The sequence below is a fragment of the Pseudoalteromonas sp. SaAl2 genome, assembly GCF_052947895.1.
In genome coordinates this window covers 3481796-3502136 of record NZ_CM129605.1, presented here as the reverse complement: position 1 = coordinate 3502136, position 20341 = coordinate 3481796, and the positions used below count along the sequence as shown (strand labels likewise).

Below are 20341 nucleotides of genomic sequence, written 5' to 3'. Positions count from 1 at the left end.
TTAGTTATTAATGGTGCGCTTTATATCCTAAAGCACACCTTGATTCGGAGAGAGAGTCATGGCCAGCGGAAAAGAGATTAAAAGCAAGATCGGCAGTATTAAAAATACTCAAAAGATCACTAGCGCAATGGAAATGGTTGCTGCGTCTAAAATGAAAAAGGCGCAAGAACGAGTGGCTTCAAGCCGTCCATACGCTGAAAAATTACGTAAAGTGATTGGTCGTGTTGCTCAAGCAAATCTTGATTTTACTCACCCGTTCTTAGAAGAACGTGAAGTAAAACGAGTTGGTTATATTGTTATCTCTACTGACCGTGGTCTATGTGGCGGCTTAAACTCAAATGAGTTTAAGAAAGTTGCATTAGACATTAAAGCGTGGAAAGAGAAAGGCGTAGATGCTGATTTTGCTACTTTAGGTAGTAAAGCAGCTGGCTTCTTTCAACGTTTTGGTGGTCAAGTGCTTGCTAAAAAAGCAGGTCTTGGAGATAAGCCTTCAGTACAGGACGTAATTGGTCCGGTAAAAATAATGCTAGATGCATTCTCTGAAGGTAAAATTGACCGTTTATTCCTGGTATATAACAACTTTGTTAATACCATGAAGCAAGAGCCAATAGTAGATCAGTTACTCCCTTTGCCAAAAGCTGAAGAAGAAGTATCTACACATGCGTGGGATTACTTATATGAACCAAACCCAGAGGCTATTTTAGAGTCTTTGTTAGTTCGCTTCATTGAGTCTCAAGTATACCAAGGTGTAGTTGAAAACGCTGCCTCTGAACAGGCTGCCCGCATGGTTGCAATGAAAGCTGCAACTGATAATGCCGGTGACCTTATGGATGAGTTACAGCTTGTATATAACAAAGCTCGCCAAGCAGCAATCACACAAGAAATTAGTGAGATTTGTTCTGGTTCAGCAGCAGTTTAATGCTTCAGGCAAAGATTAACGAGAGGAATAGACATGAGTTTAGGTAAGGTCGTCCAAATTATCGGCGCCGTTGTGGATATCGAATTTCCACAAGACAGCGTGCCAGCCGTATATGACGCGCTAAAAGTAACAGATGGCGATTTAGCTGGTTTGACTTTAGAAGTTCAACAGCAGCTAGGTGGCGGTGTGGTACGTACTATCGCACTAGGTACTACAGACGGTTTACGTCGTGGTGCTTCAGTAGAAAACACAGGCGAAGCAATTCAAGTTCCAGTTGGTACTAAGACCCTAGGTCGTATCATGAACGTACTTGGTGAGCCAATTGATGAAGCAGGTCCAATCGGTGAAGACGAGCGTATGTCTATCCACCGTGCAGCACCTACTTACGAAGAGCAATCAAGCTCAGTTGAACTTTTAGAAACGGGTATTAAGGTAATCGACCTTGTATGTCCATTCGCTAAAGGTGGTAAAGTTGGTTTATTCGGTGGTGCCGGTGTTGGTAAAACCGTAAACATGATGGAACTTATCCGTAACATCGCAATCGAGCACAGCGGCTACTCAGTATTCGCAGGTGTTGGTGAGCGTACACGTGAGGGTAACGATTTCTACCATGAAATGAACGATTCAAACGTACTTGATAAAGTATCGCTTGTATACGGTCAGATGAACGAGCCACCGGGTAACCGTTTACGCGTAGCGTTAACTGGTCTTACTATGGCTGAGAAGTTCCGTGACGAAGGTCGCGATGTACTTTTCTTCGTAGATAACATCTACCGTTACACACTTGCAGGTACTGAAGTATCAGCACTTCTTGGTCGTATGCCATCAGCGGTAGGTTACCAGCCTACACTAGCTGAAGAAATGGGTGTATTACAAGAGCGTATCGCATCTACTAAGACGGGTTCAATTACTTCAATCCAAGCGGTATACGTACCTGCGGATGATTTAACGGATCCATCTCCAGCAACAACGTTTGCTCACTTAGATGCAACAGTAGTACTTTCACGTGATATCGCTTCACTTGGTATCTACCCTGCGGTAGACCCACTTGATTCATCTTCACGTCAACTTGACCCACAAGTAATTGGTCAAGAGCACTACGATACAGCACGTGGCGTTCAAACAGTTCTTCAGCGTTATAAAGAACTTAAAGACATCATTGCGATCCTAGGTATGGACGAGCTTTCTGACGAAGATAAGCAACTTGTATCTCGTGCACGTAAAATCCAACGTTTCCTATCTCAGCCATTCTTCGTGGCAGAGGTATTTACAGGTGCGTCAGGTAAATACGTTTCACTTAAAGACACAATTGCAGGCTTCAAAGGTATCTTAAACGGTGAGTTTGATGATATGCCAGAGCAAGCGTTCTACATGGTTGGCTCTATTGAAGAAGCTCAAGAAAAAGCCAAAAGCATGTAATTAGGAGGGTAGTATGGCAGCTATGACTGTACATCTTGACGTAGTAAGTGCTGAAGAGAAATTATTTTCTGGTTTAGTTGAATCTATTCAAGTAAGTGGTAGTGAAGGTGAACTAGGTGTTAATGCTGGTCACGCTCCACTACTAACTGCCCTTAAACCTGGTATGGTACGTTTAGTTAAGCAATTTGGTGAAGAAGAACTCATCTATATTGCTGGCGGTACACTAGAAGTTCAACCGAACATAGTGACCGTACTTGCTGATACAGCTGTTCGTGGTGAAGACCTAGACGAAAAAGCTGCAGAGCAAGCTAAACGTGACGCTGAAGCCCAAATGGCAAAAGGTGCATCTGCTGAGCTTGATTACAATCAAGCCGCAATGCAACTAGCTGAAGCAATTGCTCAGCTACGCGTTATTCAGCAATTACGTAAAAAGTAAGCCTATCTGGTTTTTAAAAGCCCACTTTATGTGGGCTTTTTTGTGTCTGAATAGATGACACTGAAAGATTTAGCTGTTAACCTGCGGTTAATGGGAAATGGTGGTTTATTATGGAGATCAAGCTATAAATAAGCTGCTATAAGGATATTATGTAAGCGAAAAAATGAAACAAGCAGAGTTTCCGGATTCAGTAGTAGAAGTAAAGTTTGGTGCTTGGTGTTTAAATATAAAGCGGCAAATAATTAGTGATGGCATCGTTGAAAAAGAGCTAGAGCCACTACTGTTTAAAATTTTAAGTTATCTCATCTTAAATCAAAGTACTATTATCACCCGCCAAAATCTAATCGATGATGTTTGGTGTCAAAGTTACGTTGATGATAACGCCATAAATCGCGCGATATCAGAACTTCGAAAAATCTTAAAATCCCCAAACCAAGCTGCTTTAGTTGTCAAAACACATTACAGAAAAGGGTATAGTTTTGTACCCGATATTGAAATTATAGAAGGAGGTTACCAAACCCCGAACTCAACACCAGTCAATGACCTAGATGCTAAAGAAGCCGCTAAGCCAGTGACAAAAAAATACAGTGTTTGGTTATTTGCCTTAATGACCATTCTGTTAGCAAGCATTGTAGTTAGTATATTTATGTGGACTGTTAAAAAGGACGAAGTAAAAGTTACTGATAGAAACTACCAAGAAGAAATATTATCCATGAAAGAAGGGGTGCATTCTTTTCTCTCACTTTCGCCTAATGAGAAAAATTTAGTTTTTACACTTATAAAATATGCAACTTCAGAGTTTATTTTAATTAATAAAGAGCTTGCTACGGGAAAAGAAAAACTATTAATTAAACCTGGCTATGAACTACACCCAGTTGGTTGGTCTCATAACAATAATGAGATTATCTACTGGCAAAGTAATGGCTTGGATTGTCAGGTATTTATTGTTGATAGTAACTTTGCTGGCGAGAGTAGATATTTGTTTGATTGCTCACATTTGCCTTTTTTTTGGGGAGGGTATTAATGATACTAACCTCGTATATTCTAAATTTGGTTATCGTAATCGGGATGAGCTTGCTGTATTGATGAATCGTAACCTCATAACAGGTGAAGAGTATCAAATAAGCTCTCCGAACCTAAACTCTTACGGTGATAAATTTTTAGCGCATATAGAAGGTAAAAATAAAGTAGTTTTTGAACGGCATCAATTTGGTTTTAGTGAGTTGTACATTACAGATATTGAGGGGGAGCTCAAACTCATCTGTTTACGACTAAAAATCGTATCTGGACATTGAAGTATAACCAGGAGTTAGATTCATTACTTTGGTACGACAATGTAGACAACATTTTATTTCAGTACTCTTTATCCGAGCAAAAACTATTAAGTAAAACATCAATGCAAGGAGTGTCGCTTTACTCTATGACCCTACCAATTAGTCCAAATGAAATGTTGGCTTTTCAATATCCTTACAATGCTGATATTAATAAAATTGATTTAAACAGCTTTAATTTATCCGATTCATTAACTGATAGTGATTTACTTGTTCACATATTCCCGCAAGTAACGAATAATGGAGATATATTTTTTCTTAGTGCAAAAAATGATTTAGGGACTAGTCGTTCCTATAAATTGCAAGTTCTGGATGAAACAACAAAAAATATAAACACAAAATCGAGTATTGATTTTAATCCGCTATTAAGAGTGTCACGAGATGGTGAAGAGGCGTTACGAGTCACTACAAAGACGATAGAAATTCGTGATACTGAGCTGATTAATTTAAAAGACTCTATTCAGGTTAATAATACTATTGTTAACACTGAGTTTTTGATAAATAAAAATATAGGCTTTATTGTACGTAGTAGTCATTCTTCGGGTAATTCATCTTACATTTATGATAGAACAACGAAAAAGAACGTTATATTGCCCATAAGTAATGCTGTGTGGTTTGATCAACTGTCGTCAACACAATATATATTTCTTTCTGCACAAAACAAGCTACTAATTTTTGATAGTTGGAAAAATTTAGTCATTAAAGAGCTTGATTTAAATCCAATGAAATATAAGCACTCTCTATCGCTAGATGGCAATAAACTATTTCATTCAGATGGTATAAATGTTTTCTTATATGATTTTAGTGTAGGTTTTAATACCGCCCCCAGGTTGTTTTCAAAGGAGAAAGCTCAAGGGTGATAAGAAGTATTGATTATAACGAAGCAGTTAATACTCTATTTATTGGTTCGATTACGGCACATAATAATAAAATATTTAAAGTAACTCAGGTTGAAAATTAAAGTTGGATAACGCTTTGCAATTTAGGTTAGTAGAAGTCACTCATAATATTTTTACTTATATCCTTCATCAATCCTCGCTACAATAGTCGCAAATAAAGCGAATAATAATTTCAGCTTAGATTCAGTGGCTACTGCTAGATTGCTGCTGAGTAGGTGCACATGATGTGACTTACGTAATCTTATTGAATTCACGCTCGCTTACTTATTTCAATAAAACAAAGAAAGAAGGAAATTGTTTTAATGTTTTTAACAACTGTCATTCTTGCAGCGGGTAAAGGTACTCGTATGCGTTCAGCTCTTCCTAAGGTACTGCACAAAGTTGCAGGCAAACCTATGGTGCAGCACGTTATTGATAATGCTAATGCACTTGGTGCGACATCAACTAATTTGGTTTATGGTCATGGCGGCGAATTATTACAACAACAACTTGCTGACAACGATGTAAACTGGGTACTTCAAGCTGAGCAGCTAGGTACAGGCCACGCAGTGGCACAAGCAAATCCTCATATTAACGATAACGACACTGTACTGGTTTTATACGGCGATGTACCACTTACAAAGCAGTCAACCCTGGAGCGTTTACTTGCTGCAACCCCTAGTAATGGCTTAGCCGTACTTACAGTAAACTTAGTTAACCCTAATGGTTACGGTCGTATGTTACGCGTTGATGGTAAGTTAGTAGGTATTGTTGAGCAAAAAGATGCAACACCAGAGCAGTTACTTATAAACGAAGTTAACACTGGCATTATGGCTGTTAATGGCAAGCTATTAAAAAGCTGGTTAGGTAACTTATCTAACGAAAACGCACAGGGCGAATACTACCTAACAGACATCGTAGCAATGGCGCACAGTGAAGGTGTTGAGATCAGCTCAGCGCAACCGGATCACCCAATGGAAGTTGAAGGTGCAAATAACCGTGTACAACTTGCTGGTCTTGAACGTGCATATCAAGCATGGCAGGCTGAAGAGTTAATGTTAAATGGTGCAACCCTTGCCGACCCTGCGCGTATCGATGTACGCGGTGAAGTGACTACCGGTGAAGATGTGTTGATTGATGTAAACGTTATTTTTGAAGGTAAAGTAACTTTAGGTAACAATGTTGAAATCGGCCCTAATTGTGTACTTAAAAATTGTAGCATCGGCGATAATGTTGTTATTAAAGCCAATACATTAGTTGAAGATGCGAGCGTCGCTGCTAAATGTACTCTTGGTCCATATGCTCGCCTTCGCCCTGGGGCGATTATGGAAGAAGACTCGCATATTGGTAACTTTGTCGAAATGAAAAAATCGCGTCTAGGCAAAGGCTCTAAAGCAAATCACTTAACCTATCTTGGCGATGCTGAAATTGGCGAAAAAGTAAATATAGGCGCAGGCACTATTACCTGTAACTATGATGGTGTGAATAAATCAAAAACTATTATTGGTGATAATTCATTTATTGGTTCTAACTCATCATTAGTAGCACCTGTAAATATCGGCGCAATGGCTACCATTGGTGCAGGTTCGGTTATTACCAGCACAGTAGCCGATGACCAATTAGCACTAGCGCGCAGTAAACAGCGTAATTTAGATGGTTGGAAGAGACCAGTAAAAAAATAAGATTATAGGCTGCAATTGCAGCCTTTTTTATAACCGCAGAAAAACCGCTCAAAAAGTAGCTGAAATACCGTTTCAACCCCCGCTTTGTATGCCATTTGTACAGAATTGAAATTAATTTAATAAAACTGAAATAAAGCGTTGACGGCTTCATTAATATCCCTATAATGCGCATCCACTGACCCGGCAAGCAGCAATGAAAAGCGCTGAATAAAGGGTAGGTGAGTCGAGTAAAACTTAATATTATAAATTCTTAAAATTAAGTGTTGACAAAAAAATAGGGAAGCGTAACATGCGCAGCCCTAGCGAGATAAAGCAAAGCGCTTTAATCGCGACGTTCTTTAACAATATAAAGCAATCATCTGTGTGGGCACTCGTACAGATTGAGTTCTAACAGCCGAGCTTAGTTCGCTAAGTAAGGCAAAAAATTTAGAGTCTCAATTGAAACTGAGTGACCAACAGAATAGTTACTTTTAGTAATTATTCAGCACAGTCAATTCAATATCGAAAGATATTAAATAAATTCAGAATTCATTGAGCTGTTCTTCACTCTTTATTGGGTGGGAACAAAAAAACTTTTAATTGAAGAGTTTGATCATGGCTCAGATTGAACGCTGGCGGCAGGCCTAACACATGCAAGTCGAGCGGTAACAGAAAGTAGCTTGCTACTTTGCTGACGAGCGGCGGACGGGTGAGTAATGCTTGGGAACATGCCTTTAGGTGGGGGACAACAGTTGGAAACGACTGCTAATACCGCATGATGTCTACGGACCAAAGGGGGCTTCGGCTCTCGCCTAAAGATTGGCCCAAGTGGGATTAGCTAGTTGGTGAGGTAATGGCTCACCAAGGCAACGATCCCTAGCTGGTTTGAGAGGATGATCAGCCACACTGGAACTGAGACACGGTCCAGACTCCTACGGGAGGCAGCAGTGGGGAATATTGCACAATGGGCGCAAGCCTGATGCAGCCATGCCGCGTGTGTGAAGAAGGCCTTCGGGTTGTAAAGCACTTTCAGTCAGGAGGAAAGGTTAGTAGTTAATACCTGCTAGCTGTGACGTTACTGACAGAAGAAGCACCGGCTAACTCCGTGCCAGCAGCCGCGGTAATACGGAGGGTGCGAGCGTTAATCGGAATTACTGGGCGTAAAGCGTACGCAGGCGGTTTGTTAAGCGAGATGTGAAAGCCCCGGGCTCAACCTGGGAACTGCATTTCGAACTGGCAAACTAGAGTGTGATAGAGGGTGGTAGAATTTCAGGTGTAGCGGTGAAATGCGTAGAGATCTGAAGGAATACCGATGGCGAAGGCAGCCACCTGGGTCAACACTGACGCTCATGTACGAAAGCGTGGGGAGCAAACAGGATTAGATACCCTGGTAGTCCACGCCGTAAACGATGTCTACTAGAAGCTCGGAGCCTCGGTTCTGTTTTTCAAAGCTAACGCATTAAGTAGACCGCCTGGGGAGTACGGCCGCAAGGTTAAAACTCAAATGAATTGACGGGGGCCCGCACAAGCGGTGGAGCATGTGGTTTAATTCGATGCAACGCGAAGAACCTTACCTACACTTGACATACAGAGAACTTACCAGAGATGGTTTGGTGCCTTCGGGAACTCTGATACAGGTGCTGCATGGCTGTCGTCAGCTCGTGTTGTGAGATGTTGGGTTAAGTCCCGCAACGAGCGCAACCCCTATCCTTAGTTGCTAGCAGGTAATGCTGAGAACTCTAAGGAGACTGCCGGTGATAAACCGGAGGAAGGTGGGGACGACGTCAAGTCATCATGGCCCTTACGTGTAGGGCTACACACGTGCTACAATGGCGCATACAGAGTGCTGCGAACTCGCGAGAGTAAGCGAATCACTTAAAGTGCGTCGTAGTCCGGATTGGAGTCTGCAACTCGACTCCATGAAGTCGGAATCGCTAGTAATCGCGTATCAGAATGACGCGGTGAATACGTTCCCGGGCCTTGTACACACCGCCCGTCACACCATGGGAGTGGGTTGCTCCAGAAGTAGATAGTCTAACCCTCGGGAGGACGTTTACCACGGAGTGATTCATGACTGGGGTGAAGTCGTAACAAGGTAGCCCTAGGGGAACCTGGGGCTGGATCACCTCCTTATACGATTTAGAACTTATTTGTTCGTAGTGTCCACACAGATGATTGTTAGTTAGCTAAGCCACTGGCTTAACTAATTAATATGCTCTTTAAAAATTTGGAAAAGCTGATAATAAAATTCGTATGAATAACATTGTTATTTGTACAGAGTTTTCAAAAGTAAAAAAGAATGATAGCAGTATCATTCAGTGCCATTTAATGAACGATTACGTTTGTTGATTGGTATCTACTTTAGTATTCAATATTAACTTCTGGCGAAGTTAAACTGTCACGAAACAAAGACCCGTTTGGGTTGTATGGTTAAGTGACTAAGCGTACACGGTGGATGCCTTGGCAGTTGGAGGCGATGAAGGACGTATTAACTTGCGATAAGCTTAGTCGAGCTAGTAAAAAGCACTTGAGACTAAGATTTCCGAATGGGGAAACCCACCTGCTTGCAGGTATCGTTAACTGAATACATAGGTTAACGAGGCGAACGCGGAGAACTGAAACATCTAAGTACCCGTAGGAAAAGAAATCAACCGAGATTCCGGAAGTAGCGGCGAGCGAAACCGGAACAGCCCTTAAGCTTATTATGTGTTAATGGAAGGCTCTGGAAAGTGCCACGATACAGGGTGATAGTCCCGTACATGAAAAGACATTTTAAGTGAAATCGAGTAGGTCGGAGCACGTGAAACTTTGACTGAATATAGGTGGACCATCATCTAAGGCTAAATACTCCCAACTGACCGATAGTGAACCAGTACCGTGAGGGAAAGGCGAAAAGAACCCCTGTGAGGGGAGTGAAATAGAACCTGAAACCGTGTACGTACAAGCAGTAGGAGCCCACTTGTTGGGTGACTGCGTACCTTTTGTATAATGGGTCAGCGACTTATATTTTGTAGCGAGGTTAACCGATTAGGGTAGCCGTAGGGAAACCGAGTCTTAACTGGGCGAATAGTTGCAAGGTATAGACCCGAAACCCGGTGATCTAGCCATGAGCAGGTTGAAGGTTGAGTAACATCAACTGGAGGACCGAACCCACTAACGTTGAAAAGTTAGGGGATGACTTGTGGCTTGGAGTGAAAGGCTAATCAAACCGGGAGATAGCTGGTTCTCCCCGAAATCTATTTAGGTAGAGCCTCGGACGAATACTTACGGGGGTAGAGCACTGTTAAGGCTAGGGGGTCATCCCGACTTACCAACCCTTTGCAAACTCCGAATACCGTAAAGTACTATCCGGGAGACACACGGCGGGTGCTAACGTCCGTCGTGAAGAGGGAAACAACCCAGACCGCCAGCTAAGGTCCCAAAGTCATAGTTAAGTGGGAAACGATGTGGAAAGGCCCAGACAGCCAGGAGGTTGGCTTAGAAGCAGCCATCCTTTAAAGAAAGCGTAATAGCTCACTGGTCGAGTCGGTCTGCGCGGAAGATGTAACGGGGCTAAACTATGCACCGAAGCTGCGGATTCAGAATTTATTCTGAGTGGTAGGGGAGCGTTCTGTAAGCGGTTGAAGGTGTACCGGGAGGTATGCTGGACGTATCAGAAGTGCGAATGCTGACATGAGTAACGATAATGCGGGTGAAAAACCCGCACGCCGGAAGACCAAGGGTTCCTATCCCATGTTAATCAGGGTAGGGTAAGTCGACCCCTAAGGCGAGGCCGAAAGGCGTAGTCGATGGGAAACGGATTAATATTTCCGTACTTGGTATAATTGCGATGGGGGGACGGAGCAGGCTAAGCAAGCATGGCGATGGTTGTCCATGTGAAAGTGAGTAGGTTGGTGACTTAGGAAAATCCGGGTTGCTAAGACTGAGACACGAGACGAGCACCTAAGGGTGTGAAGTTGCTGATGCCATACTTCCAGGAAAAGCCTCTAAGCTTCAGATTATACCGAATCGTACCCCAAACCGACACAGGTGGTCAGGTAGAGAATACTAAGGCGCTTGAGAGAACTCGGGTGAAGGAACTAGGCAAAATCGTACCGTAACTTCGGGAGAAGGTACGCTCCTATCTGTGATGAGATTTACTCTCTAAGCGGACGGGAGCCGCAGTGACCAGGTGGCTGGGACTGTTTATTAAAAACACAGCACTGTGCAAAATCGCAAGATGACGTATACGGTGTGACACCTGCCCGGTGCCGGAAGGTTAATTGATGGGGTTAGTTTTCGGACGAAGCTCTTGATCGAAGCCCCGGTAAACGGCGGCCGTAACTATAACGGTCCTAAGGTAGCGAAATTCCTTGTCGGGTAAGTTCCGACCTGCACGAATGGTGTAACCATGGCCACGCTGTCTCCACCCGAGACTCAGTGAAATTGAAATCGCAGTGAAGATGCTGTGTACCCGCGGCTAGACGGAAAGACCCCGTGAACCTTTACTACAGCTTGGCACTGAACATTGAACCTACATGTGTAGGATAGGTGGGAGACTTAGAAGCAGAGACGCTAGTTTTTGTGGAGTCGTCCTTGAAATACCACCCTTGTAGTTTTGATGTTCTAACGTTGGCCCCTGAATCGGGGTTACGGACAGTGCCTGGTGGGTAGTTTGACTGGGGCGGTCTCCTCCCAAAGAGTAACGGAGGAGCACGAAGGTTGGCTAAGTACGGTCGGACATCGTACGGTTAGTGTAATGGTAGAAGCCAGCTTAACTGCGAGACAGACACGTCGAGCAGGTACGAAAGTAGGTCATAGTGATCCGGTGGTTCTGAATGGAAGGGCCATCGCTCAACGGATAAAAGGTACTCCGGGGATAACAGGCTGATACCGCCCAAGAGTTCATATCGACGGCGGTGTTTGGCACCTCGATGTCGGCTCATCACATCCTGGGGCTGAAGTCGGTCCCAAGGGTATGGCTGTTCGCCATTTAAAGTGGTACGCGAGCTGGGTTTAGAACGTCGTGAGACAGTTCGGTCCCTATCTGCCGTGGGCGTTTGAGAATTGAGAGGGGTTGCTCCTAGTACGAGAGGACCGGAGTGAACGAACCGCTGGTGTTCGGGTTGTCATGCCAATGGCATTGCCCGGTAGCTACGTTCGGAACTGATAAGCGCTGAAAGCATCTAAGCGCGAAGCAGGCCTCGAGATGAGTTCTCACTAGACTTTTAAAGTCTCTGAAGGGCCGTTGAAGACTACAACGTTGATAGGCAAGATGTGGAAGCATGGTGACATGTTAAGCTAACTTGTACTAATTACCCGTGAGGCTTAACCATACAACGCCAAACGCGTTTTATGCGACAGTTTAAGCGAAGAAGTTAATATAACTAAAGTAGATTACTGAAGACTTTTTATTATCAGAAATTCCAAATTTTAGTTAGTACGTAGAAATACGGACTGACACCAAATTTGCTTGGTGACAATAGCGTTTTGGACCCACCTGATCCCATGCCGAACTCAGTAGTGAAACGAAACAGCGCCGATGATAGTGTAGCATTTGTTATGTGAAAGTAGGTCATCGCCAGGCTCCAAATTGAGAAAGCCCGATTCGAAAGAATCGGGCTTTTTTACGTCTGCAGGAAAGTGAATTAGCTCGCGAGTTAGCGAGCCGCCCTGCGTCAATCAATACACCGTAGCGTGGGTTGAATATCATGAAACCCACGGTTAAAGGAACGCCACAATCCCTCTGGGCCAACTTACACCTTACCTTGGCTTGTATTTTAATCTTGAAAAACTCGCACTCCTTATAAGTGAATGCAAACTCGAGCTTTCATATTTAGAATATTGCACGAACGCTTAATGCGTAGCGGCGATCTGTGGTAAAACTGAGTGCTTCAGTTCTGGTGCCATCTTGATCTAATTGATACTGAGTTTTTGTTTCTGTATCGAGTAGATTGCTCGCTTCAAAGCCTATCTTCCAATGATCATTGATGGTGTAGTATATGCTAGCGTCCATCATACCTGAAGCTTCAGCATAAGCTGGGACGTATTCTTCCGATTCACGTAGTGTCAACAGATACTCAGAGCGCCAAGTATAAGCGAGACGAAATGAAATGTTTTCGTACTCGTACATACCAATAATATTTAGATTTTGGTCTGAATAGCCTTGTAGTGGTAAATCAGTAAAGACACGAAAGGTGTTGCGATTATCTGCGATAGGGTTACCGTTCTCATCAAAGCCAAGAGTACCCGCAGATACTTTGTTTGGATCTTCTAATCCGTCTTGGTCTATATAGGTGTAGTTAAACTGTAACCCTAAACCGCTAAATGCACCAGGTAACATGTCATAGAATTGAGAGTAGGAAAATTCAGCCCCTCGGATGGTACCAGAACCTGTATTTGCAGGGCCATAAGCAGATACATCATAGGTTTCATCATTGTAGGTAACGTCTAAATCGAAAGCTCTATTACGAATAATATTACTGAGTTTTTTATTAAATAGGCCTACTGTGACATAGCCTGCTGGAGCAAAATACCATTCTGTTGATAGGTCAAGGTTTATTGATTCTTCAGGTTTTAGATTAGGATTACCAGATAATGCCGTTAGCTCTATATCATCAAGTGCAACAACCGGATTATTGGCTTCGTCATAGTCGGCGCCAGGGTTTTGTAGGCGACGTGTATAATCTAAATTAAGGATACTGATGTTACGTGCGTCTACTAAGCTTGGGTAATACAATGCTTTCGATGCACCAAAGCGCACAACGACATCTTCGCTTACGCCAAAACTTAAATTTAAACTCGGCAGTATAGTGTTGTAGTCGGTTCCATCAACAGTACTTAATTGAGATTCACCATTGGCAATATCGTAGTAACGCTTATATTCAGCCTGTTGCATTACGTCATTTAATGATGTACCAAGTTCACCACGTTTAATTACTTGTGGCTGCACAAAAGCGCCTGTTGATTGCAATTGATAGTTCACATAACGTAAACCAATATTACCTGTAATTGGAATTGCTAAATCTATAAAATCAAAATCGCTGCGAATGTAAAATTCACTACGCTTTTCATTTGTTGAACTAATATTATGGGCTGCAAAAGGGCCTTCGACACGATTATCTTTATCTGCATAGGGGACGTAAGTGCCTGAGCACGTCCCATTGTTTGCGGCGCTATTTGTGGCATTATGCCAACCATCCTCACAGCCTTGACGCAAAGAGTCTGCGTAGTTTTTAACTAGATCCATGCTAGGGAAAAGAAAGTTGTTCACGCCTCCTTGTAGTACTTGGCCATGGTAGTAATCAGAAAAGTCCACGCGTTCAAATAGTTCAGGGCGGTTAATTGCTGCTGCGGCATTACGGTCTGCTTGTATCCAAGGGGTACCAATTGCCGACCATCCCTCATAGGCTGTATCGCGCACAGTTAGGTCTTTATCTGAGATATAGAAGCCAGCTTTAATGTTTGTAAAATTACCATCAAGCTCATAATTCATATCAAATTTAAAGCTGTTTGCTGTTGCTGTATTATGCTCTTCTTGTTCCATACCACTGCCTAAAAATAAATTAGGCACTGGACCGTCCCAATCTTCATTTGGCGACCAACCCGCAGTCATTATGTTCTCACTGAGAAACTCAACTGTAGGTCTGTCACCGCGCATATCCAGAAAATACGGTGATACGGCATGAACGTGGTTACCTCTAGTTTGGCCTGACATGCTGTAATTATTTACGACCTTTTCCGAGTCTACATGTTGATAATCGAACTCTAAGGTGAGTCTATCGACTGGCTTTAAGACAAGATTAAATGAAGTGTCTTCAACTGTGCTCTCATTGTAGTTCCAGCGGCTGCGGTAGAAAAAAGGCGTTTCAGGGCTAACGCCAAGCGCAATACCTGATGTGACAAAGCCATTCTCTGTCGTTAATGGGTGGCCATTTGCAGAATCATCTTGCCAATTTTGCGATGATCCCATAAAGCCTCTAAAGCCCTGTGCGGCCTGTCCTATTTGACGCTCATTCCACTCTAAAGATGCTTTTGAGTTGATGTGTTCAAGCGTTGCGACAATTTTGTCATCATTACTTGCCCATTGTAATGAAGTAGTGAAGCCAGTTCGTTCTCGGTCATTGGTTGCTGTACTCATGTGGATCGCTGCAGGCACATACCAAACACTTGCAGGTTCTTGCCCTGGCAAAGCTGCGCCATCTACAGGGGAGCTTGGGTCAACACCTGTGATGCCGCCCCATTGATCTAGTGTCGGAATGAAGGAGTCACCACGAGCATGAAAGTTACCTAAGCCAACGCCATCACCACGGGTTTTATACTCGGATTGAGATGCTGCAATTAAAAAGCCAAACTTACCAGCACTGGTTTCCCAATTATCAGAGAAAAGCGCAGAGAAAGAAGGGGTGGTTTCATCGCGAAAATCACTATAGTTTGCTTTGGCGTTAAAAGAGATTATACGGTCGGTAGAATCAAATGGTTTACGGGTAATTAAATTTACAGTTCCAGCAACACCACCAGAGATAAGATCTGATGTTTGGTTTTTCACCACCTCTACGGCGTTGAGTAATTCGGCAGGAAAGTCTTCATAGCTTAAACCACCATTTGGATTTGCACTGAATGCATCACGGCCATTCACCTCAGACCGCACTCGGTCTAAACCGCGAACTAAAACACCAGTACCTTCATCAGCATAATGTTTTGGATCACTCGATGAAGCAAAACGTTCAATGGTAACGCCTGGCACACGTTGTAAGGCTTCTGTTACAGATTTGTCAGGTAATGCACCAATATCTGAAGCGGTAATGACATCTTTTACTGTATCGGCATAACGTTTAAGATTTTGCGCGCTATTGATACTACCTCTGATCCCTGTTACTTCGATGACTTCAATAGGATCATCTTCATTAATTGACATGACATCGCTGTCATTTACTTGCGAATTTTGAGCTGAAAGTAATAATGGGCACAAACCTAATATTGCATATGAAACCGCTAAGCTAAGCCGGGTTTTAGTTCGTTTTATATTTTTATTACAGCTACAGGTGACTCGTGTTGACATGGTTTAATTTTTCCGTTTCTTTTTATAATGACCATTAACTTCATAAGTAATTTGATTACCCGAGAAGTTATCCTTTTTATCTGACATTAAGACTTAGTATGCCAAATTAGATTACACTCAAATTAACATTTAACTCTCATTTTGAGTAATAAAGTAACATTTAATTTAATATGCGTCGTTACTTTTTAACATAAAGAAAAAGAAAGTAAATGTTTTCGCATAAAATATTTTAACTATTAAAAGCTATTGCTTGGATGAGTAAATATATTTTCTAGTAGCATTAGGGCTTAGTGACAAAAGAGCAGTCATAAGGGAAGAAGTTAAATAATTCTGTTTTGATAATGAATAAAAGTATGCTTTATCTGATCAAAAACGCCAGCTCGTGGCTGGCGTTTAATATAACTTTAAAGCATGTAGTTATGCTTTAGGACCTGCATTTTTAATTTCATCTGAAACATCGTATTTAGCGAAGTTTTCAGTGAAGTCTGCTGCAAGCTTAGCTGCGTATTCAGCATATTTAGCTTTATCTTCCCATGTATTGATTGGGTTAAGTAGCTCACTTTCTACGCCCGGTACAGCAACGGGTACATCTAGGTTTAAAACATCAATATGTTGAGTTTCAACACCAGCCAGTTTACCCGATACAATTGCATCTACAACAGCGCGTGTTGTTGGAATATCAAAACGCTTGCCAGTGCCGTAAGGGCCACCAGTCCAACCTGTGTTTACTAGGTATACTTTAGCGCCAAACTCACGTACACGCTTCATAAGAAGCTCTGCATAAACGCCTGCTGGGCGTGGGAAGAACGGAGCGCCAAAGCAGGTTGAGAAAGTTGATTCAATATCACTTGTTGAGCCAATCTCAGTTGAACCTACTTTAGCCGTGTAACCACTTAAGAAGTGAAATGCTGCTGCTTCTTCTGTTAACACAGATACAGGTGGTAAAACACCGCTAACGTCACATGTTAAGAATACAACTGCTTTTGGTTCACCTGCGCGGTTTTCAACTTTACGCTTTTCAACATGTTCAAGAGGATAGGCTGCGCGGCTATTTTGAGTCAAGCTAGTATCGTTAAAGTCAGGTACGCGATTTTCATCAAGTACTACATTCTCTAAGATAGTACCAAAGCGAATAGCATCCCAAATGACCGGCTCATTCTTTTGTGAAAGGTCGATACATTTCGCGTAACAACCGCCTTCGATGTTAAATACACTGCCAGGTGCCCAGCCGTGTTCGTCATCACCGATTAAAAAGCGTGTTGGATCTGCTGATAAGGTTGTTTTACCTGTTCCAGATAAACCAAAGAATAAAGCAGTATCGCCAGCTTCGCCTACGTTAGCAGAGCAGTGCATTGGTAATACACCTTTTGCTGGAAGTAGGAAGTTTTGAACTGAGAACATTGATTTTTTCATTTCACCGGCATAACGCATACCTGCTAGCAATACTTTACGTTGTGCAAAGTTGATAATTACAGTGCCATCACTGTTTGTGCCATCACGTTCTGGGTCACATACAAATGAAGGAACATTCATTACCTGCCACTGGGGTAAATCAGATGCATTATAAGATTTAGGTTCGATAAACATGTTTTTGGCAAAAATGTGATGCCATGCAGTTTCTGTAGTTACAACTACGGGTAAGTAATGCTCAGGATCAGCGCCAACTTCAAGGTGAGAGATGAAGTGGTCATTGCTTTGCACATGTTCTTCTACACGTGCCCATAAAGCGTCAAATTTATCTGCATCGAAAGGGCGGTTTACATTGCCCCATTGAATATCATTTTCAGTGCTTGGTTCTTGAACAATAAAACGGTCTTTTGGAGAGCGACCAGTACGGTGACCAGTTTTTGCAACAAAAGCTCCATTGGCGGCTAAAGTCCCTTCGCCACGACGGATCGCGTGTTCGACAAGTTCAGCTGCAGTTAGATCGACAAAACGAGTAGCGCTTGAAGTCATGTTTATACCTAAATTGTGTGAGATTGAACGGGATAGCTCTGGGGTTCTTGTTTCCCTTTAAGCTGTAATTATAGTAACAGATGGATTAGGGATATTCGAGCCTATGAAAGGTCTAAAAACACATATATTTGGTAAAAAACATGAATAATTTCAATGATACCGGTGTCATAAAAATCATAAAATTTATGACACCGGTATCAATTGGGCGCACAAAAAAAGCCGCAACTATTGCGGCTTGATTATTGAGCAGATTAAAGAGGTGCTTTAGTTAAAAATACTTTTTATATCTTGCTCAGAAAAGATGTAATCTTTTAAACAATAATGACAGCTGATTTTTACTTCGCCATTAGCTGCTACATCATCAAGTAGTGTCTGTTGACCAACATTTACCAATGCCGTTATTGTTTTCTCACGTGTACAGCCACATTTGAAGTTAATAGGCTGAGGCTCATAAACACGCGGGTTATCTTCATGGTACAAGCGAGTAAGCACAGTTGTTGCAGCTAATGTTAGCAATTCTTCATCTTTAATCGTATTAGTAAGTGCTTCAAGGTGTGTAAAGTCCTCGATCGACTTTTCTTTATTTACAGGTAAAACCTGCAGTAATAGCCCTGATGCTTTTTCTGAACCGGTAGTAGTATCTGTAGCAAACCAAAGGCGTGTTTGTAGCTGCTCTGATTGGGCAAAGTAAGCTTCTAAACATTCAGCTAGGGTTTTATGCTCTAAAGGGACGATACCTTGATAACGCTCACCATGGTTGGGTGTAATGGTTAATACCATGACGCCATTGCCAATAAGGTCTTGTATGGTATTTCCTGTTACTTCACTTTGTAAGCGAGCAATTCCTCGCATGTTTTGCTGATCATCACCATTAATAACAGCATATTTAACAGGGCCATCGCCTTGTAGTTGCACGGCTATGTCACCTTCAAACTTCAGGGTTGCTGTTAAAAGGCATGTAGCCACTAAAAGCTCGCCTAATAGTTTTTGTACAGCAACAGGGTATTCATGACCTGAGATCATTTCTTGATAGGTTTGTTCTATTTGAACTAGTTCGCCTCTGACGTCTAGTTGATCAAATGTATAACGGTGAAGTAAATCTTGTTGCATGAGTGACATTACCTAACTTGATTTCATTTTTAAAAGTTCGCGTCTTTGTTTTTTATCCGGCTTGCGATCTGGATGCGGGGCAAAGAAGCTATTATTTTTGCGGGCAATACTATTTGCTTCGCGTTTTTCTATACTGGCTTGCGATTCTTCATATAGGGTTTGTGCAATGGGGGCTCCGGCACGTTTTTCAACTATTTTAAGTACAGTAATGATTTTTTCATCAACCCCTTGCGCTAATTTTATTTGCGCACCCAGCTCAACTATTTTACTCGGTTTAGTTCGCTTGCCATTATAATGTACTTTGCCGCCTTGCACCATGTCACGAGCAATAGCGCGGGTTTTATAAAAGCGAGCAGCCCATAGCCATTTATCTAAACGGACATTAATTGTTTCATCAGTTGACGCTAAATTACGGGTGTTACTTTTTGACACAATAATACTCTTTATAAAGCGATTGCTATAAGGCAAAATTTACCATGAAACTAACTGACAAAGAAACAGTCATAGTATTTCTCACTCGTAACCCTAGTTAATTTACCTTGTTTACAAAGTTTAATATTAGTGCGCTTGTTGAATGAAAAATGAAAAGGTACTATAGGCTCGCGATATAGCAGTAAATTAAAATAAGAAATGGCATTTATGGATCAGCAATTACAGCAGCTAAAACAATATATAGGTAAACTACCTTACGCTAAATTAAGTTGGGTGGTAACACTTTTAGCCGTTGTTTACATTGCCTTTTTAATGGCTAAGCTATTTTGGCTTTTATGGCCTGAGCCAGTAAATCCACCTCTTCCTACCAGTTATAATACAGCAACTAATAACCAATCTGAGCGCGTTAATTCTAAGTCTATAATTGACCTACATTTATTTGGTAAAGCCGATGCTGTGGTGAAAAATAACCCAAGTAGGCAAGAGAAAGTTATTAACAATGCTCCAGAAACTCGTTTGAGTATCAATTTAACGGGCATTGTAGCAGTAAGTGATAATGATCAAACAGGCCTTGCTGTTATAGAGTCACAAGGGCAGCAGGCGACCTATTTAGTTGAAGATGTTGTAAAAGGTACGCGAGCCAAACTTGCACAAGTACTTCCTGATCGTGTAATTCTGGATGTAAGTGGCCGCTTTGAAACATTAATGTTAGATGGCTTAGACTTTACTAAAACAGTCTCAATGCCTGTATTAGCTGAACGTGAAGCCGATGTTGAGCAAGGCCCTCGAGAGCTTGAAATTGATCAACAAATAGATGCTACAGCAGACGAAGACGTTAAAGAAGCCATTATTGAAACTCGCGATGAGCTATTGCAAGACCCAGGTAAGCTTTTTGATTATATTCGTGTTTCGCAAGCTATGAAAGATGGTGAGCTGATCGGTTATCGATTAAGCCCAGGTAAAGACCCAGCCTTATTTAAGCAAATGGGTTTACAGAATAATGATTTAGCTGTTTCTATCAACGGCTATCAACTATCAGATATGCAACAGGCCATGTCAGCTATTAATGAGCTGCGTAATAGTACCGATGCCAACATTACAATTGAACGTGATGGTGAGCAAATCGATGTGCAATTTAGCCTGCAATAACCTAGCTTTG

Annotated in this window: 12 protein-coding genes and 3 rRNA genes; 11 read left to right on the top strand and 4 right to left on the bottom strand. The window is 42.1% G+C overall.

Translation table 11 applies throughout. From position 1 onward, the window contains the following. Nucleotides 1-58: 58 nt before the first annotated feature. The 10 genes from atpG to rrf all read left to right on the top strand — a co-directional run bounded on the left by atpG (nucleotide 59) and on the right by rrf (nucleotide 12210). Nucleotides 59-919 (top strand): F0F1 ATP synthase subunit gamma, encoded by an 861-nt coding sequence (atpG, locus tag ACU8V8_RS16465; RefSeq protein WP_008112136.1) that lies wholly within the window; start codon nucleotides 59-61, stop codon nucleotides 917-919. Nucleotides 920-952: 33 nt separating this feature from the next. After that, nucleotides 953-2338, top strand: a complete 1386-nt coding sequence (gene atpD, locus ACU8V8_RS16460; protein WP_192541261.1) for a F0F1 ATP synthase subunit beta — start codon at nucleotides 953-955, stop codon at nucleotides 2336-2338. Nucleotides 2339-2351: 13 nt separating this feature from the next. Beyond that, nucleotides 2352-2774, top strand: a complete 423-nt coding sequence (locus tag ACU8V8_RS16455) for a F0F1 ATP synthase subunit epsilon (RefSeq protein WP_008112140.1) — start codon at nucleotides 2352-2354, stop codon at nucleotides 2772-2774. Nucleotides 2775-2937: 163 nt separating this feature from the next. Beyond that, complete coding sequence (locus ACU8V8_RS16450) at nucleotides 2938-3798, top strand: winged helix-turn-helix domain-containing protein (RefSeq protein WP_446888217.1); 861 nt, start codon at nucleotides 2938-2940, stop codon at nucleotides 3796-3798. 61 nt (nucleotides 3799-3859) lie between these two features. After that, nucleotides 3860-4069, top strand: coding sequence for a hypothetical protein (locus tag ACU8V8_RS16445; RefSeq protein ID WP_446888216.1), 210 nt, complete (start codon nucleotides 3860-3862; stop codon nucleotides 4067-4069). Beyond that, a complete protein-coding gene (locus ACU8V8_RS16440) occupies nucleotides 4066-4965 on the top strand; it encodes a hypothetical protein (RefSeq protein ID WP_446888215.1) in 900 nt (299 codons plus the stop codon). The genes ACU8V8_RS16445 and ACU8V8_RS16440 overlap by 4 nt, the downstream gene beginning before the upstream one ends. Nucleotides 4966-5306: 341 nt before the next feature. Continuing rightward, a complete protein-coding gene (glmU, locus tag ACU8V8_RS16435) occupies nucleotides 5307-6665 on the top strand; it encodes a bifunctional UDP-N-acetylglucosamine diphosphorylase/glucosamine-1-phosphate N-acetyltransferase GlmU (RefSeq protein WP_446888214.1) in 1359 nt (452 codons plus the stop codon). A 576-nt stretch (nucleotides 6666-7241) separates the two neighbouring features. Next, nucleotides 7242-8777, top strand: a 16S ribosomal RNA gene (locus ACU8V8_RS16430). 295 nt (nucleotides 8778-9072) lie between these two features. Continuing rightward, nucleotides 9073-11959: ribosomal RNA gene (locus tag ACU8V8_RS16425) — 23S ribosomal RNA — on the top strand. Between the two features lie 136 nt (nucleotides 11960-12095). Next, nucleotides 12096-12210 (top strand): 5S ribosomal RNA (rrf, locus tag ACU8V8_RS16420). Together the 16S, 23S and 5S rRNA genes form the textbook arrangement of a ribosomal RNA operon. Nucleotides 12211-12459: 249 nt before the next feature. On the opposite strand, the gene ACU8V8_RS16415 is transcribed toward rrf, so the two are convergent. The 4 genes from ACU8V8_RS16415 to hslR all read right to left on the bottom strand — a co-directional run bounded on the left by ACU8V8_RS16415 (nucleotide 12460) and on the right by hslR (nucleotide 19182). Next, on the bottom strand, nucleotides 12460-15684 hold the full coding sequence (locus ACU8V8_RS16415; protein WP_446888213.1) for a TonB-dependent receptor: 3225 nt from the start codon (nucleotides 15682-15684) through the stop codon (nucleotides 12460-12462). A 417-nt stretch (nucleotides 15685-16101) separates the two neighbouring features. Continuing rightward, the gene (locus ACU8V8_RS16410; protein ID WP_446888212.1) at nucleotides 16102-17640 is read right to left on the bottom strand and encodes a phosphoenolpyruvate carboxykinase; all 1539 of its coding nucleotides are present in this window, start codon (nucleotides 17638-17640) and stop codon (nucleotides 16102-16104) included. Nucleotides 17641-17904: 264 nt separating this feature from the next. Beyond that, nucleotides 17905-18750, bottom strand: a complete 846-nt coding sequence (gene hslO / locus ACU8V8_RS16405; protein WP_446888211.1) for an Hsp33 family molecular chaperone HslO — start codon at nucleotides 18748-18750, stop codon at nucleotides 17905-17907. Nucleotides 18751-18762: 12 nt separating this feature from the next. Next, complete coding sequence (hslR, locus tag ACU8V8_RS16400; protein ID WP_446888210.1) at nucleotides 18763-19182, bottom strand: ribosome-associated heat shock protein Hsp15; 420 nt, start codon at nucleotides 19180-19182, stop codon at nucleotides 18763-18765. Nucleotides 19183-19389: 207 nt separating this feature from the next. Here hslR and gspC point away from each other — a divergent pair, with 207 nt between their 5' ends. After that, nucleotides 19390-20331: a type II secretion system protein GspC gene (gene gspC, locus ACU8V8_RS16395; protein ID WP_446888209.1), complete on the top strand. Its 942-nt coding sequence runs from the start codon at nucleotides 19390-19392 to the stop codon at nucleotides 20329-20331. Nucleotides 20332-20341: the final 10 nt, after the last annotated feature.